Raw genomic sequence first — 16,188 nt, 5'->3', positions numbered from 1 at the left:
ACAACATCGGCAGGTGTTCACGGATCGAAATCCGGACAAAGCGAGCACAGACAGACACCCGCGAAACGGACCGTTAACACATGTTCCGGAGAGCGACGGCCGATATGCGGACACTCGGGCCATGAAAACGAGTTGACGAACGGCCCGGCCCCCCACAGTGTCTGCGGGGGGCCGGGCCGTTCGGTCAAGACGTGGTAGGTCAGCCGTGCTTGGCGCGCGAGGCGGCGCGGCCGCGCTCCTTCTGGTCGAGGACGACCTTGCGGATGCGCACGGCCTCCGGGGTCACCTCGACGCACTCGTCGTCGCGGCAGAACTCCAGCGACTGCTCCAGCGACAGCTTGCGCGGCGGGACCACGTTCTCGGTGTTGTCCGCGGAAGCAGCACGCATGTTGGTGAGCTTCTTCTCCTTGGTGATGTTCACGTCCATGTCGTCGGAGCGCGAGTTCTCACCGACGATCATGCCCTCGTACACCTCGGTGCCCGGCTCCACGAAGAGCACACCGCGCTCCTGCAGGTTGATCATCGCGAACGGGGTGACGGCACCCGAACGGTCGGCGACCAGGGAGCCGTTGTTGCGCGTGACCAGCGGCCCGAACCACGGCTCGTGGCCCTCGTGGATCGAGTGGGCGATGCCGGTGCCGCGGGTGTTGGTCAGGAACTCCGTACGGAATCCGATCAGGCCGCGGGAGGGGACGACGAACTCCATGCGCACCCAGCCGGAGCCGTGGTTCGACATGTTGTCCATGCGGCCCTTGCGGACACCCATGAGCTGGGTGACGGCGCCCATGTGCTCCTCGGGCACGTCGATCGTCATGCGCTCGACGGGTTCGTGCACCTTGCCGTCGACCTCCTTGGTGACGACCTGGGGCTTGCCGATGGTCAGCTCGAAGCCCTCGCGGCGCATCTGCTCGACCAGGATCGCCAGCGCCAGCTCGCCGCGGCCCTGCACCTCCCAGGCGTCGGGGCGCTCGGTGTCCAGCACGCGCAGCGAGACGTTGCCGATCAGCTCGCGGTCCAGCCGGTCCTTGACCTGGCGGGCGGTCACCTTGCGGTCCTTGACCGCGGACTTGGCGTCGGCGCCCTTGCCGGTGCCACCACGACCGACCAGCGGCGAGGTGTTCGTACCGATCGTCATGGAGATCGCCGGCTGGTCGACCGTGATCAGCGGCAGCGCGATCGGGTTCTCCGGGTCGGCCAGCGTCTCGCCGATCATGATGTCCGGAATACCGGCGACGGCGCAGATGTCACCGGGGCCGGCCACCTCGGCGGGCTTGCGGGTGAGCGCCTCCGTCATCATCAGCTCGCTGATGCGGACGTTGGAGATCGTGCCGTCGCGCTTGATCCAGGCCACGGTCTGGCCCTTGCGCAGCTCGCCCTGCTCGACGCGCAGCAGCGCGATACGGCCGAGGAAGTTGTCGGCGTCGAGGTTGGTGACGTGCGCCTGCAGCGGGGCGGACTCGTCGTACTCGGGAGCCGGGACGTGCTCCAGGAGCGTGGTGAAGAACGGCTCCAGGCTGTCGCTGTCGGCCGGGACGGTGCCGTCCTCCGGCTTGGTCAGCGAGGCCACGCCGTCACGGGCGCAGGCGTAGACGATCGGGAACTCGATCTGCTCCTCGGTCGCGTCCAGGTCCAGGAACAGGTCGTACGTCTCGTCGACGACCTCGGCGATCCGGGAATCCGGGCGGTCCGTCTTGTTGATGCAGAGGATCACCGGCATCTTCGCGGCGAGCGCCTTGCGCAGCACGAAGCGGGTCTGGGGAAGCGGGCCCTCGGAGGCGTCGACGAGGAGGACGACCGCGTCCACCATCGACAGACCGCGCTCGACCTCGCCGCCGAAGTCGGCGTGGCCGGGGGTGTCGATGATGTTGATGGTGATCGGGGACCCGCCGGCCTTGGGGTGGTACTTCACGGCGGTGTTCTTGGCCAGGATCGTGATGCCCTTCTCACGCTCCAGGTCGTTCGAGTCCATCATCCGGTCGTCGAGCTGCTCGGCGGCGTGCGCGGCGAAGGCACCAGCCTGCTTCAGCATGGCGTCGACCAGGGTGGTCTTGCCATGGTCGACGTGGGCGACGATGGCGACGTTACGGATGTCGTGGCGCGTGGGCATGCTGGCTGGCGCTTCTCTCGATCGTGGGATCGGGCGTCGGACCGTGATCCTCGTCCGCCCGCCGGGCGGACACGCCACGGCTTGTCCCATGGTACGGGCACGCCGGGACAAGGGCTTCCCGGAACGGGGGAGGGCGGTCGAAGGAGGCGGGGATCACGCCGCGGGACGGCGTGACGTACATGATCGGCAACGGCCGTGGGAACAGGGGGCGACGTACAGGTGCCGAGCGGCGGGCGCGCTGTAGCGGGGAGCGCGCGGGCTGCTCCGGCGCCGGGCGGAGCTGGGTCAGGAGGTGGCACGAGCTTGCCCGCCGGCTCGGCCGGCGGGCAAGGGACTTGAGCGACTTCTGAGGTTGGCGGGACCGTGCCCGGAGCTACTGCCGCCGGGGGGCCTCGGCCTTGGGCTTCTTGTACCCGATGTCCTGGTAGACGGGGGTCGCGAAGCCGAAGGCGCCGACGTTCGCCAGCGTGGAACGCACGGCGACCAGCTCGGGCCGCTGGTAGAGGGGGATGGACCCGGCCTCGGCCCAGATGCGAGCGTCCGCCCGGCGCATCAGATCACGTGCGGCGTCCTCGTCCAGCTCGGCGGCCGCCTGGTCGAAGAGCTGGTCGATGTGGTCGGTGCCGACGCGGGTGTAGTTCTGCTCGACCAGGAGCGAGCCGTCCGAGGCGGGTCTGGGCTTGGCGTAGATGGGTCGGGCGTCGGTCGCCGGGTAGGCGCTGGCGGGCCAGGAGTACACGGCGAGGTCGAAGTCGCCGGACGCGATGTGATCCTTGAAGTAGCTGTCGTCGGCGACCTTGCTGATCTCGGTACGGATGCCGATGCGCTGCAGCATCTGGGAGATCTTCTCCCCCACGGTGCGCAGCGCCTCCGAGCCCGGGCCCGACGGGAGCACGAAGCGCAGGGTGAGCGGCTTGCCGTCCTTTCCCACCGCCCCGCCCGCCGGCTGGGGGGCGGCCGTGCCGCGCGGGGCGTAGGCCCCTGCCACGCCGTCGTTGTTCCGGCCCGCCGCGGTGTCCGAGCGGTCTGCCGACCCGGTGCCGTCGGCTTGCACGCGCGCCTGGCGCTGAAGGGCGAGGCTCTGGGCCGCGGCGGCCGGGGCGGGGGCGAGGACGTGCGTCCCGGAGGGGGTGTGGTCGCGCAGCCGGGCCCGGTCGGCGGGCTTGTCGTCGCCGACGATGTACAGGCCCTCGTCGGAGGCGGTGTCGCCCGCGCCCGCGGACTTCCCGTCCTCGCCCTTCTCCGCCGTTGCCTCCCTCTTCGCCGTTCCCTTGTTCTCGTTCTCCTTCGTGGCGGCCTCGCCGCCCGCCTTGCCCGGTTCGGAGCTCTTTAGCGCGCCCTGGGGCGTCCAGCCTGCGTCGGCGAGCAGCGCCTGCGCCTCCTGTGTGTTCTGGTCGCCGAGCGCACCGCTGTTGTCGCTGTACGCGCGCTGGCCGGCCAGCGCGACGTGACTGCCGGGCGGCTCGGCCGGCAGGCCGAGCGGTGTCAGCACCGTTTCGGCCAGTTCCTTGCGGTCGATGGCCCGGGCGACGGCCCGCCGGACCCGGTCGTCGGCCAGCGGCCCGGACTCGCCGTTCATCGCGAGCTGGGTGTAGGCGGGCTCCAGCGACCTGCGGACCTGAAAGCCCCGCAGCACCGACTGCTCCGCGGCGTATTCGGCCTGCGCCTTCGCGGTCCGCTCCCGGGTCTTCCGGGCCGACTCGGCGAGGCTCTCGTCGGAGCCGTGCGCCTGGGCCCAGGATGCGAGCGCGGCGGCGGGCGTGATCTCGGAGCCGGGGCCGTGCGCGAGCGGCCGCCCGCCCCGGCCGGCGTCCTTCGCGGCATAGGAGATACGTTCCGCCGCGGACCGGTCGATGTCCGCCACGTCGAGCGTGCCGGAGGTGAGTGCGGTGATGCGCTCCGCGCGGGGCACGGCAGCGAAGACCAGGGTGTCCAGCTTGGCCCGGTGTCCCCACCAGCGCGGATTGCGGACGAGAGTCGTGGTGGCGGCCTTGCGGTCGATCTTCTTGATCGTGAAGGGCCCTGCCGTGGCCACGAGCCGAGCACGGGCCCCGTCGTTGAAGGTGGCCGGCGTCGCGGTCACCTCCTTCGGGTACAGCGGTGTGAACAGCCCCTTCCAGTCGGCGTAGGGCCTGCCGAAGGTGACCTTGACCTCCAGGTCGCTCTTGCCGCGCTCGATCCGCTCGATCCGCTCGTAGCCCGCGTTCCGTGCCGTCCAGAACGCGGAGTCCTTGCCGCTCAGCGCGCGCCACTGGGCGAGGAAGTCGGCTGCGCCGATCTCGCGGCCGTCGCTCCACACGGCCTGCTGGTTGAGCTTGTAGAGCACGACCTGCTTGGGTTCGCGCTCGATGATCTCGGCCGATTCCAGATAGTCGGGGTTGCGCTCCGGACGCCCGCGTTCGTCCAGGACGAACAGCGCGGGCAGCACGGCATCGGCGATCCGGCTGGTGGTGGCGTCGGCGTCAGCCTGGAAGGCGTTCAGCGTGGCGGGCACGGAGTCGACGGCCCAGCGCACGGTGCCGCCGTCCTTCGTCCGGTCCCGCTCGGCGGGAGCGATGTCCTGGGCAACGAGCCCGGCCGTGTTCTCGTCGTCGCCCGAGCCGCAGCCCGCGAGGACGGGCAGGGCGAGCACACCGCTGGTGAGCAGCGCGACGGAGCGGAGCCTTCGGGAGCATGTCCGCCCGCGGAGGGCCTCGACCTGGGACATGGCTTGTACCTCTTAGTCCTGTTTTGCCGAATTTGGAGATGATCACACCGATTCCCCCCACTGAAGTGGACGAGGGTGGCGAGGTAGAGCCGACACGGCGGAAGCCCGTCGAAGCTCACCCGTGCGGGTCAACCAGGAAACGGCCCACAAGTGAGCACAAGGGGCGAAAATAGGGAAACGAGACATCAACCACGAGGGGCGCGCCGGCAGCGCGTGCGCCGGGAATCCCAGCACGTCCCCTTCACAAGCGGGGATGTGACGCGCGACACTCTCAGGCGCATGAACGATGCCACCGCACCCTGCGGAAGTGAGGACACGTCATGTCCCAGCAGGAAGAGATGACGGCGATGCAGCAGCGCATCGACGAGCTGGCCCAGCGCGTCGGACACCTGGAGCAGGCCGTCGATCAACTGTGGGGGTCGGGCCGGGCCCGGCCCGGCGGCCGGTCGAAGGAGCCGAGCCGTCCCGAGCTGGTCACCATCCCGGACACCCCGTACGACAACGCCCTGTGGACGGACTCGGACGACGAGGGGCTGGGCGCTCGCGACCGGCACGCGCCCTGACCGGCCCCCGCGCCCGGACCTCACCCGATCCCACTCCACCCGGAGTCTTCGTTGGCCACAGGTACCGAACCACCACAAATCCATACGGGCGTGCAGGGGGCGGCACGCGCCGCCATCGGCCCCCGCCATCTGCGGACGGACCGCTGGTGGCTCGCCCCGGCCCTGACCGCCGCCGGGCTGCTCGCCTTCGTCGTCTACTCGACCTGGCGCGCGTTCGCGAACGCCCACTACTACGCGGCGCCGTACGTCTCACCGTTCTACTCGCCCTGCCTGGCCGAGAACTGCGTGCCGATGCGGGCGGGACCCAACTGGGAGATCTTCGGCACCTGGTGGGGCCTGTCCCCCGCCCTGCTGATCCTGATCTTCCCGCTCGGCTTCCGGCTGACCTGCTACTACTACCGCAAGGCCTACTACCGGGGCTTCTGGGCCTCGCCCCCGGCCTGCGCGGTCGCCGAGCCGCACACGAAGTACACCGGTGAGACGCGTTTCCCGCTGATCCTGCAGAACATCCACCGGTACTTCTTCTACGCCGCCCTGCCCGTCGCCGGGATCCTCACCTACGACACCGTCCTCGCCTTCCGCGACGAGAACTACGCCTGGGGCCACATGGGCCTCGGCACGCTCGTCTTCCTGGTGAACATCGTGCTGATCTGGGCGTACACCCTCTCCTGCCACTCCTGCCGGCACATCGTCGGCGGCCGGCTGCGGCACTTCTCCAAACACCCGGTGCGCTACCGCCTGTGGGGCTGGGTCGGCAAGCTGAACGCCCGGCACATGCAGCTTGCCTGGACCTCGTTGTTCAGCGTCGCGTTCGCCGACCTCTATGTGTATCTCGTCGCGTCCGGCGCCTTCGACGATCCGCGCTTCTTCTAGGGGAAGGTGCCAACCCACATGACACAGCTCGAACGGCAGCAGTGGGACGTCGTCGTCGTTGGCGCGGGCGGCGCGGGTCTGCGCGCCGCCATCGAGGCGCGCGAGCGCGGCGCGCGTACGGCAGTGATCTGCAAGTCCCTGTTCGGCAAGGCGCACACCGTCATGGCCGAGGGCGGCATCGCCGCCTCCATGGCCAACGTCAACGAGCACGACAACTGGCAGGTCCACTTCCGCGACACGATGCGGGGCGGGAAGTTCCTCAACCAGTGGCGGATGGCCGAGCTGCACGCCCAGGAGGCGCCCGCGCGGGTGTGGGAGCTGGAGACCTGGGGCGCGCTCTTCGACCGGACGAAGGACGGCCGGATCTCCCAGCGGAACTTCGGCGGCCACGAGTATCCGCGCCTCGCGCACGTCGGCGACCGGACCGGTCTGGAGCTGATCCGCACGCTCCAGCAGAAGATCGTCTCGTTGCAGCAGGAGGACAAGGAGGAGTTCGGGGACTACGAGGCCCGGCTCAAGGTCTTCCAGGAGTGCACGGTCACCCGGATCTTGAAGGACGACAGCCGCAAGGACGGCGGCAGCGTCTCGGGGGCCTTCTGCTACGAGCGCGAGTCCGGCCGCTTCTTCGTCCTCGAAGCGCCCTCCGTGGTGCTGGCCACCGGCGGGATCGGCAAGTCCTTCAAGGTGACGTCGAACTCCTGGGAGTACACCGGGGACGGCCACGCGCTGGCCCTGCTCGCGGGCGCGCCGCTGCTCAACATGGAGTTCGTGCAGTTCCACCCGACCGGCATGGTCTGGCCGCCGTCGGTGAAGGGCATCCTCGTCACCGAGTCGGTGCGCGGTGACGGCGGCGTCCTGCGCAACTCCGAGGGCAAGCGGTTCATGTTCGACTACATCCCCGATGTGTTCAAGGACAAGTACGCCGAGTCCGAGGACGAGGGCGACCGCTGGTACGACGACCCGGACAACAACCGGCGCCCACCCGAGCTGCTGCCCCGCGACGAGGTGGCGCGCGCGATCAACGCCGAGGTGAAGGCGGGGCGCGGCTCCCCGCACGGCGGAGTCTTCCTCGATGTGTCGACCCGGATGCCGGCCGACGTCATCCGGCGCCGGCTGCCGTCGATGTACCACCAGTTCAAGGAGCTCGCGGACGTCGACATCACCGCCGAGGCGATGGAGGTCGGGCCCACCTGCCACTACGTGATGGGCGGGATCGCGGTCGAATCCGATTCCGCCGCCGCGGTGGGCGTCCCGGGCCTGTTCGCCGCCGGTGAGGTGGCCGGCGGCATGCACGGCTCCAACCGGCTCGGCGGCAACTCCCTCTCCGACCTGCTGGTCTTCGGCAGGCGGGCGGGTCTCTACGCGGCCGAGTACGCCGAGGGCCGGGCCGTACGCCCCGTGGTGGACGAGGAGCAGATCGACGCGGCGGCGGCCGAGGCGCTGCGCCCGTTCAGCGCGGAGGGGGTCGAGCCGGGGACGGCCCCGGAGAACCCGTACACGCTCCATCAGGAGCTCCAGCAGACGATGAACGACCTGGTCGGCATCATCCGGCGCGCGGGCGAGATGGAGCAGGCCCTCGACAAGCTCGCCGAGCTGCGGGTGCGGGCGCGCCGGGCCGGGGTCGAAGGGCACCGGCAGTTCAATCCCGGCTGGCACCTGTCCCTGGACCTGCGGAACATGCTGCTGGTCAGCGAGTGCGTCGCGCGGGCCGCGCTGGAGCGCACGGAGAGCCGGGGCGGCCACACCCGGGAGGACTGCCCCGCGATGGAGCGCTCCTGGCGTCGGACGAATCTGCTGTGCCGCCTCGCGGATCCGAGCGGCGAGAGCGCGGCCACCGGCCCCGAGCGTGGCCAGATCGTGCTCGAACGCACCACGACCGAGCCCATCCGACCAGACCTGCTCGGCCTCTTCGAGAAGGAGGAGCTGGTCAAGTACCTCGCCGAAGAGGAGCTGACCGAATGAGCACGTACGACGCCCGCTTCCGGGTGTGGCGGGGCGACCAGGACGGCGGGGAGCTCAACGATTTCACCGTCGAGGTCAACGACGGCGAGGTCGTCCTCGACATCATCCACCGCCTCCAGGCCACCCAGGCCCCGGATCTGGCGGTCCGCTGGAACTGCAAGGCCGGCAAGTGCGGATCGTGCAGCGCGGAGATCAACGGACGGCCGCGGCTGCTGTGCATGACCCGGATGTCGGTGTTCTCGCGTGAGGAGACGATCACGGTCACCCCGCTGCGGGCGTTCCCCGTGGTGCGGGACCTGGTGACCGATGTGTCCTTCAACTACGACAAGGCGCGTGAGGTCCCCTCCTTCGTGCCGCCGGCCGGTGTGGCGCCGGGCGAGTACCGGATGCAGCAGATCGACGTGGAGCGCTCGCAGGAGTTCCGCAAGTGCATCGAGTGCTTCCTGTGCCAGGACACCTGCCATGTGGTGCGCGACCACGAGGAGAACAAGGCGGCGTTCGCCGGTCCCCGCTTCCTGATGCGCGTCGCCGAACTGGACATGCACCCGCTGGACGCGGCCGCCGGGTCGGGCATCGACCGCAAGACGGCGGCCCAGGACGAACACGGCCTCGGCTACTGCAACATCACCAAATGCTGCACGGAGGTGTGCCCGGAAGGCATCAAGATCACGGACAACGCGCTGATCCCGCTGAAGGAGCGCGCGGCGGACCGCAAGTACGACCCGCTGGTGTGGCTGGGGAACAGGATCCGGCGCCGGGAGGGGTGAGTGTCCCGGGGGCGACGGCTTCCGAAGGCAGGGGCGCGCGGCCGCGGTGGTGCGGTCGCGGCCCTTCCGCACCCGGCATAGCCTCCCCCATGTGACCCGAAGAGCCACCCGGGCGGTCGTCGCCGTGCTGGTGGCGGCGTGGTGGCTGGTCGTGCCCGCCGCCCCGGTCGCCGGTGCCGCCACCGGCGTCCGCGCCGACGACCCGGTCGAACTGTCCCGGCAGGGCCGGATCACCGACCGTGTGGGTGCGCTGGACGACCGCGAGCCGCAGGTCGAACGGGCACTGGACCGGCTCTACGACAGCTCGCGGCTCCAGCTGTTCGTCGTGTACGTCCGCGACTTCTCGGGCCGCGACGCACCGCAGTGGGCCGGCGAGACGGCCGAGAAGAACGGCCTCGGCGACAGCGACGTCCTGCTCGCCGTCGCCACCCGCGACCGGCAGTACGCGTACTGGGTCGGCGACGCCCCGCGCCTGACCGACCCCCAGCTCGCCGAGGTCGCCGCCACTGGCATCGAGCCCGCACTGCGGCAGAACGACTGGGCAGGCGCGGCGATCGGCGCCGCCGACGGCTACGGCGCCGTTCTGGCGGGCCGCCCGGCCCCCGAGGTCGCCGTCACTCCGGGCGAGGCGGACCCCGGCTCCGACCAGGGCGCCGGGACCGGCGCGGGCGATCTGGTACTGCCCATCGCCGTGCTCGGAGGGGCCGGTGCGCTGGCCGCCTACACCTACGTCAAGCGCAGGCGGCGCACCGCGACCCGGACGACGCCGCGGGGCGGCCAGGAGGGCTGGGGAGAGCCGCGGCAGACACCCCTGCCGGGGCTCGACACCAAGGCCAAGCGGGCGCTCGTGGACACCGACGACGCGCTGCGCACCAGCCAGGAGGAACTCGGCTTCGCCGTCGCGCAGTTCGGCGAGGAGGCGGCCAAGCCCTTCACCGCGGCCGTCGAGCACGCGAGGGACGAACTCACCGCGGCGTTCCGGCTGAGGCAGCAGCTCGACGACGCCCGCCCCGAGGACGACGCCGCCCGGCGCAGGATGCTGCACGAGATCGTCGCCAGGTGCGCCGAGGCCGACCGCCGGCTTGACGCGGAGTTGGAGGATTTCGACCGGCTGCGTGCCCTCGTACAGAACGCGCCCCAGGTGCTCGCGGCGGCCGAGGCCGCCCGCGACGACGTCAGGGGGCGGATGGTCAGCGCGGAGGCCGCGCTGAGCGTGATGCGCCGGCGGTACGCGGCGACGGCGTCCGCGCCGGTCGCGGACGCCGTGGAGGAGGCGGAGGTCCGGCTGCAGTTCGCGACGCACAGTCTCGGCCAGGCGCGGGAGGCGGTCGAGGGCGATGACAAAGCAACGGCCGCCGTGCACGTACGTGCTGCCGAAGGAGCCGTCGCCCAGGCCGTCCGGCTCGCCGCCGGGGTCGACCGGCGGGCGCGGGAGCTGGCGGAAGCGGCCGGAAAGCTCCCCAGCGCCCTCACCGATACCGAAACGGATCTGGCCGAGGCACGGGGGCTGCTGGAAGGGACGCCGGAAGGGAGGTCCGCCGCAGCCCTGCAGGGACGGGTGGCCCGCGCGGAAGCGGTGGCGGCCGAGGTACGGCGCGAGATCGAGGCGGGGCCGTACGACCCCATGGACGCACTGCGCCGGGTCACCGAGGCCGACGCCGCGCTCGACGAGGCGCTGACCGGGGCCCGGGAGCGCGCGCAGGGAACGCTGCACGCCCGGACGCTGCTGGACCGGGCGCTGCTCGGCGCCCGTGCGGCCACCGGCGCGGCCGCCGACTACATCACCACCCACCGCGGCGCGGTCGGCAGCGAGGCCCGCACCCGGCTGGCGGAGGCGCAGCGGCGGCTGGAGCGGGCCGAGGCGCTGGGCGAGGGCGACGCGCAGGCAGCGCTGACGGAGGCGCAGCACGCGGATGCGCCGGCGCGGCAGGCGCTGTCGCTGGCGGAGAACGACGTACGCGGTTACGTGGGTCCCGGAGGGCAGGGCGGTCCGTTCGGGCCCGGCGGCGGGAGCGGACTGGGCGGCGGCACCGGGCTGGGCGGCGCGGTGCTGGGCGGGATCATCCTCGGCGGGATGTTCGGCGGCGGGGGCGAGGGCCGTGGCGGGTTCGCGGACGGCGCGTTCGGGGACGGGTTCGCGGACGACGGGTTCGGGGACGGCTTTCGCGGCAGGCCCGGGAGCTTCGGCGGCGGGGGCACGCGGGGGCGGATGGGCGCTGGCCGGTTCTGACCCTGCTCGATCCCGCCGTATGGCCTCCAAGGTGAAGTGCGATGACCAAGCAGACGCGCTGAAGTCGCGGTAGAGGGTGGCGGCCGTGAGCGGGCTGCGCCCCCTACCCGCCTTCGCGCCACGGCCTGGCGGCCGTGGGAAGTAGCCCCCGAAACCGGGGCAAGCCCCGGACCCCGTTCACGGGCTTCGCGCGGTGTCCTCAAACTCCCTCCGGGCTTTCCCCGGGTGCCGCAGGGAGGTGATTTCGCACAGCGAATCCGGCCCCCTGTCCACGGCCTGGCGGCCGTGGACTGGCCCGGCAAAGCCAGGTGGCGTGTGGGAGTTCGAGGCGCGGGGTCCCGGGGCAGCGCCCGGTTTCGGGAGGACGGGCGGGGGCCAGACCCGCGCAGCGGCCCCGCCCCCGTCAGAACATGCTCAGCAACTGCTCCACCGTCGGCTCCGCGGTCCCCCCGCCGCCGGGGAGCGGGAGTTCGAACCAGACCGTCTTGCCCCGTGGCGTGCGCCGAGAGCCCCATGACGCGCTCAGCAGGCCGACCAGTTGCAGGCCGCGGCCCCCTTCGTCCGTGTCGCGGGCGCGGCGGCGGCGGGGCTGGACCAGGCCCGCGTCCCAGACCTCGCAGACCAGCGTCCGGTCGCGCAGCAGACGCAGCCGGATCTCGCCCTCGCCGTACCGCAGCGCGTTGGTGACCAGCTCGCTGACGAGCAGTTCGACGGTGTCGACGAGCGCCTCGAGGTCCCAGGCGACGAGCTGCGCGCGGGCGAGCTCGCGGGCCCGGCCCACGGAGCGCGGTTCGCGCGGCAGACGCCAGTCGCCCACGGACTCGGCCGACAGGCCCTGGATGCGTGCCATGAGCAGGGCGATGTCGTCCTCGCCGTGCCGGGTGTCCAGCGTGTTCAGCACGTGGTCGCAGACGTCCTCCAGCGGGCGCCCGGGCTCGGTGAGCGCGGCGCGGAAGGCGTGCAGGCCCTCGTCGAGCGGATGGTCGCGGGACTCGACGAGTCCGTCGGTGTACAGCGCGAGGAGCGCTCCTTCGGGGAGATCGACCTCCACCTCCTCGAAGGGCTCGCCGCCCACCCCGAGCGGCATCCCCGGCGGTACGTCCAGCAGGAGGGCTTCCTCGCCCGGCTCGACGAGAACGGGGGGCAGATGGCCGGCGTTGGCGAAGGTGCAGCGCCGGGTGACCGGGTCGTAGACCGCGTACACACAGGTGGCGAGATAGACCTCGGAGAGGTCGGCCTCCCGCGACCTGGGGATCTGGTGCGGGACCTGGGCGCCTCCCGTGGAGCGACGGAGCTGTGAGGGGTTGCCGGGGCTGCCGAGGCCGCGGGCGATCTCGTCGAGCGCGGAGAGCACCTCGGCCGGTTCCAGGTCGAGCAGCGCCAGGGTCCGTACGGCGGTGCGCAGTTCTCCCATGGCGACCGCGGCCCGCAGCCCGCGGCCCATCACATCGCCGACGACGAGGGCGGTGCGGTGGCCGGGGAGTTCGATGACGTCGAACCAGTCGCCGCCCACCTCGGTGGCGGTGGTGCCCGGCAGATAGCGGCAGGCGATGTCCAGGCCGGCGGCCTCGGGGTCGCCGGGCGGGAGCAGGCTGCGCTGCAGTATCAGCGCGCGCTCGTGCTCCCTGCGGTAGAGGCGGGCGTTGTCGATGCAGACGGCCGCGCGGGCCGCGAGCTCGACAGCGAGGGCCCGGTCCCGGTCCCCGAAGGGTTCGCTGCCCTTGGTGCGGGCGAACTGCACCAGCCCGACGACGGTGTCGTGCGCCACCATCGGAACGGCGAGCGTGGACTGGACGAGGCTGCCGTCGCGGCCGGGGATCGTCCGCAGGCTCGCGGTCCGAAGGGCGTCGGCGCAGGGCGAGTTGAACGGGTAGTGGTGGACCTCGCCGACCTGGGTGGGCCCACCGCCCTCGGGCACGCAGTCGGGGGTGGTCATCAGGGGCGCGTCGGACACGGCACTGGCGAAGGCGACCCGGCGCAGTTCGGCGCTGCCGCCGCCGTAGCTCTCGGCGTGCGGGGAGGCGAACTGCCCGGGCGGTGCCTCGTCGCCGGTGAGCAGGCCCTGGTAGAGGTCGACGGAGGCGATGTCGCAGAAGCCGGGGACGGCGACGTCGAGCAGTTCGCGGGCGGTGGTCTCCAGATCGAGGGAGTTGCCGATGCGGGAGCTCGCCTCGTTGAGAAGGGCGAGATTACGCCGGGCGTTGGCCGCCTCACGGGCCGCCATGTGACGGCGTGTGACATCGATGCCCAGTCCCGCGACCCCGACAGGCCTGCCCGATCCGCCGTGCACCCGGTAGAGGTTGATCGACCAGTGCCTGCGTTCGGTGCTGCCCGGTGCCGTGCCGACGATCTGGAGGTCGGTGACGGCCTCTCCGGTCTCCAGGACGCGGCGCAAGGCGGCGTTCATCCGCTCGGCCTCGGGGCGGGAGAGGTAGTCGTCGACGGTGCGTCCGCGGTGCTCCTCGGCGGCGCCGCCGAAGACGGTGGCGAAGCGCTGGTTGGCACGCTGCACCGTGAGGTCCGTACCGAAGAGCAAGAAGCCGAAGGGGGATTGGCCGAAAATGGCCTGCGATGCGGCGAGATCGCTCTCGATCCGGCGCAGTGCGCGCACATCGACGACGATGCACAGCGCGGCCTGTTCGCCGAGGTCGGTCTCGCTCGGCATCACATAGATCTCGGCGAGCCCGTGGGCGCGGTCGTGACCCGGCACACGGAAGGGGACGAGACCGGTCCACTCCTTGCCGTCCAGGATCTCGGCGACCGTGCGGTGACCCCGCGGTCTCAGGTCGGCCGGCATGAAGACCTCGACCGGGTCCTTGCCCCTGACCTGCTCGGCGGTGATGCCGAAGAGCTCCGCGGCCCGCCGGCTCCACTGATCGACGAGCCCGTCCGGGCCGATCGAGAATGACGCGACCTTGATGTAGTCATAGATCGAGCCAGGCGCGCTGCTCTGCCACATGGCACCGCTCGCCGTCTCAGGTATCTCGCTCACGCGACCGTCCCCTCCAGCTCACCGCACCGGACCGGCCATGACCGCAGTATTCAGCACTACGGCTCCGACCGGCACGGCGTTCACGATCACAGAGAGGTCTCGTTCGTTTTCGGCCGAGCCCCCCCGTGATCGTCGTCCCACCAGACACCTAACCAGTCAGGGCCAGCTCGAACCACACGGTCTTGCCGGTCCTGCCGCGCCGGGTACCCCAGCGACGGGCGGTGCAGGCCACCAGTTGCAGCCCTCGGCCACCCTCGTCGTCGGGGTGCGCGGACCGCTCGGTGGGGGGATCGGGCAGCGGATCGGACACCTCCACCAACAGCGTAGGCGCGGCGCCGTTCTCACTCGGCCGGAACATCCGCAGACCGATCGGGCCGGAGGTGTACCGCTGGGAATTGGTCACCAGCTCGCTGACCAGCAGCACGGTCACATCGCCGATGGCGGCGTCGAGGCCCCATGACCTGAGGGTTTCGCGGACGGCGTGGCGTGCGGCACGCACGGCGTTCGGCTGCGCCGGGAAGGTCCACTCGGCGCATTCGCCTTCGCTGCCGGTCACGCCGATCACACCCCATACCGAGCGCGGGAGAAATGACCCTTTTGATGGGTTTAATCAGCACATACCCGATATTGGGTGCCGAGTACCACGGCACGAGCGGGAACGAGGGCACGGCGGTCCGGGCGCACGTGGCGCGGCCCGCGCCGCGCGACCTGGAGCCGGGCCGCGCCCGGCCTGTCAAAAGGGCGTCGGCACGAAAGGCGAGCCGCTCAACTCCCGCGTACGGACCCGGCCGAGCCACACACCTGCCGCCGCTCCGGCGATGGCACGCAGCCCCCTACGCGGACCCGGCCGCCGGACACCGGGGGCCGGGCCGCCACCTCAGCCCCGCGCCACACCACCGCCCGACCGCGCCAGGAGCAGGCGAGCGGCCTCCGCCACGGCGGGCCGGTCCTGGTCGAGCCAATCGACGTCGCCGCACTCGTGGGGTGCGAGCCAGCGCAGCTCGTCATGATCCTGCAGGGCCCGCGGGCGGCCCGAGAGCAGCCGTACCGTCCACACCTGGAGCACATAGCCGGGCTTCAGCGGCCACTCGCCCGGGATGCGCTCCATCGGCTCGGTCTCCACGCCCAGCTCCTCGCGGAGCTCGCGCACCAGCGCCCGCTCGGGGCTCTCCCCCGGCTCCAGCTTGCCGCCGGGCAGCTCCCAGCGGCCGGCCAGCTCCTCGGGGGCGCTGCGCCGGGCGGCGAGGAGCCGCCCCTGGTCGTACACGGCCCCTGCCACCACCACCACGCGATCCTTCATGCGCCGGAGCGTACTGCGCCCGCCGGGCCGCCCGATCGGGGACGATCACCCCGCACGCCCGGGGCGGCGCCGTGACGCCTGCCGCCGAGCACTGCGTCAGGGGCCCGTCTGCCCGATGCGCTCCACCCAGTAGAGCTGCTTGTGACCTCGGCCGTCGAGACTGTCGGCGATCTGCTGGGCCTCGTCGCGGGTGGCATAGCGGCCGACGCGATAGCGGTTGCCGTTGTCGTCCTGCCGGATGACCTGCCAGGGGAGCGCGGCGCCGGCGTCATTCATCGCGAACCTCCCCGACTTGCCCCGCACACTCGTAAGTTGGTACCTGAAACCCCACTCAGCATATGCCTGAGCGTACGCCTGACCTTCACTGAGCGGATAAGGGTTTTCACGAAGAGGCACCGGAAGGGGGCGTATCCGGCTGGATACGCCCCCTTCCGGTGCGTGAAATATGCGGGTGCCCCACGTGCCCCCTCACCCCCTGCCGTACCGAGCGGCAGCCGAGCGGAGCCGCGGGGAACATCAGTCGACCCGCAGCGTCGGCACCGGCATCAGGACCGGCTCCCGCGCCGGTTGGTCGCACGTACGACGGAAGGCAGGAGCGGGACATGACAATGCGTGCGCTGCGGCTCACTGCCCTGGCCTTATGGGCCCCCGGCCGCGGTTGACGCGCCGTCACCACGCCAGGGGCCT

The 16,188-nt window shown here is 71.4% G+C and carries 11 protein-coding genes; 5 read left to right on the top strand and 6 right to left on the bottom strand.

Going from position 1 to position 16,188, the window contains the following annotated elements:
• Positions 1-199: 199 nt before the first annotated feature.
• A complete protein-coding gene (gene typA / locus J7E88_RS07425) occupies positions 200-2,107 on the bottom strand; it encodes a translational GTPase TypA (RefSeq protein WP_215178534.1) in 1,908 nt (635 codons plus the stop codon).
• 373 nt (positions 2,108-2,480) lie between these two features.
• Positions 2,481-4,814 carry an ABC transporter family substrate-binding protein gene (locus tag J7E88_RS07420; RefSeq protein WP_215178533.1) on the bottom strand — a complete coding sequence of 778 codons (2,334 nt, stop codon included), beginning with the start codon at positions 4,812-4,814 and terminating at the stop codon, positions 2,481-2,483.
• Between the two features lie 320 nt (positions 4,815-5,134).
• Between J7E88_RS07420 and J7E88_RS07415 the strand changes: the two genes are divergently transcribed.
• The 5 genes from J7E88_RS07415 (at position 5,135) to J7E88_RS07395 (ending at position 11,209) form a co-directional block, all read left to right on the top strand.
• The gene (locus J7E88_RS07415) at positions 5,135-5,377 is read left to right on the top strand and encodes a hypothetical protein (RefSeq protein ID WP_215178532.1); all 243 of its coding nucleotides are present in this window, start codon (positions 5,135-5,137) and stop codon (positions 5,375-5,377) included.
• Between the two features lie 51 nt (positions 5,378-5,428).
• Positions 5,429-6,250, top strand: coding sequence for a hypothetical protein (locus J7E88_RS07410; protein WP_215178531.1), 822 nt, complete (start codon positions 5,429-5,431; stop codon positions 6,248-6,250).
• Positions 6,251-6,268: 18 nt separating this feature from the next.
• On the top strand, positions 6,269-8,212 hold the full coding sequence (locus tag J7E88_RS07405) for a fumarate reductase/succinate dehydrogenase flavoprotein subunit (RefSeq protein ID WP_215178530.1): 1,944 nt from the start codon (positions 6,269-6,271) through the stop codon (positions 8,210-8,212).
• Positions 8,209-8,979, top strand: coding sequence for a succinate dehydrogenase/fumarate reductase iron-sulfur subunit (locus J7E88_RS07400; protein ID WP_215178529.1), 771 nt, complete (start codon positions 8,209-8,211; stop codon positions 8,977-8,979). Before J7E88_RS07405 ends, J7E88_RS07400 begins: the two co-directional genes overlap by 4 nt.
• Positions 8,980-9,070: 91 nt before the next feature.
• A complete protein-coding gene (locus J7E88_RS07395; RefSeq protein ID WP_215178528.1) occupies positions 9,071-11,209 on the top strand; it encodes a TPM domain-containing protein in 2,139 nt (712 codons plus the stop codon).
• A 403-nt stretch (positions 11,210-11,612) separates the two neighbouring features.
• Here J7E88_RS07395 and J7E88_RS07390 read toward each other — a convergent pair whose 3' ends face one another.
• From J7E88_RS07390 to J7E88_RS07375, 4 genes are all read right to left on the bottom strand, one after another.
• Positions 11,613-14,168, bottom strand: a complete 2,556-nt coding sequence (locus tag J7E88_RS07390) for a SpoIIE family protein phosphatase (RefSeq protein WP_215178980.1) — start codon at positions 14,166-14,168, stop codon at positions 11,613-11,615.
• Positions 14,169-14,349: 181 nt separating this feature from the next.
• Positions 14,350-14,766, bottom strand: a complete 417-nt coding sequence (locus tag J7E88_RS07385) for an ATP-binding protein (RefSeq protein ID WP_215178526.1) — start codon at positions 14,764-14,766, stop codon at positions 14,350-14,352.
• A gap of 312 nt (positions 14,767-15,078) precedes the next feature.
• Positions 15,079-15,501 (bottom strand): (deoxy)nucleoside triphosphate pyrophosphohydrolase, encoded by a 423-nt coding sequence (locus J7E88_RS07380; RefSeq protein ID WP_215178524.1) that lies wholly within the window; start codon positions 15,499-15,501, stop codon positions 15,079-15,081.
• 96 nt (positions 15,502-15,597) lie between these two features.
• The gene (locus tag J7E88_RS07375; protein ID WP_215178523.1) at positions 15,598-15,777 is read right to left on the bottom strand and encodes an SPOR domain-containing protein; all 180 of its coding nucleotides are present in this window, start codon (positions 15,775-15,777) and stop codon (positions 15,598-15,600) included.
• Positions 15,778-16,188 lie beyond the last annotated feature (411 nt).

Source organism: Streptomyces sp. ISL-10 (genome assembly GCF_018614575.1).
Lineage (GTDB): Bacteria > Actinomycetota > Actinomycetes > Streptomycetales > Streptomycetaceae > Streptomyces.
This window is presented reverse-complemented; position numbering and strand designations above follow the sequence as displayed.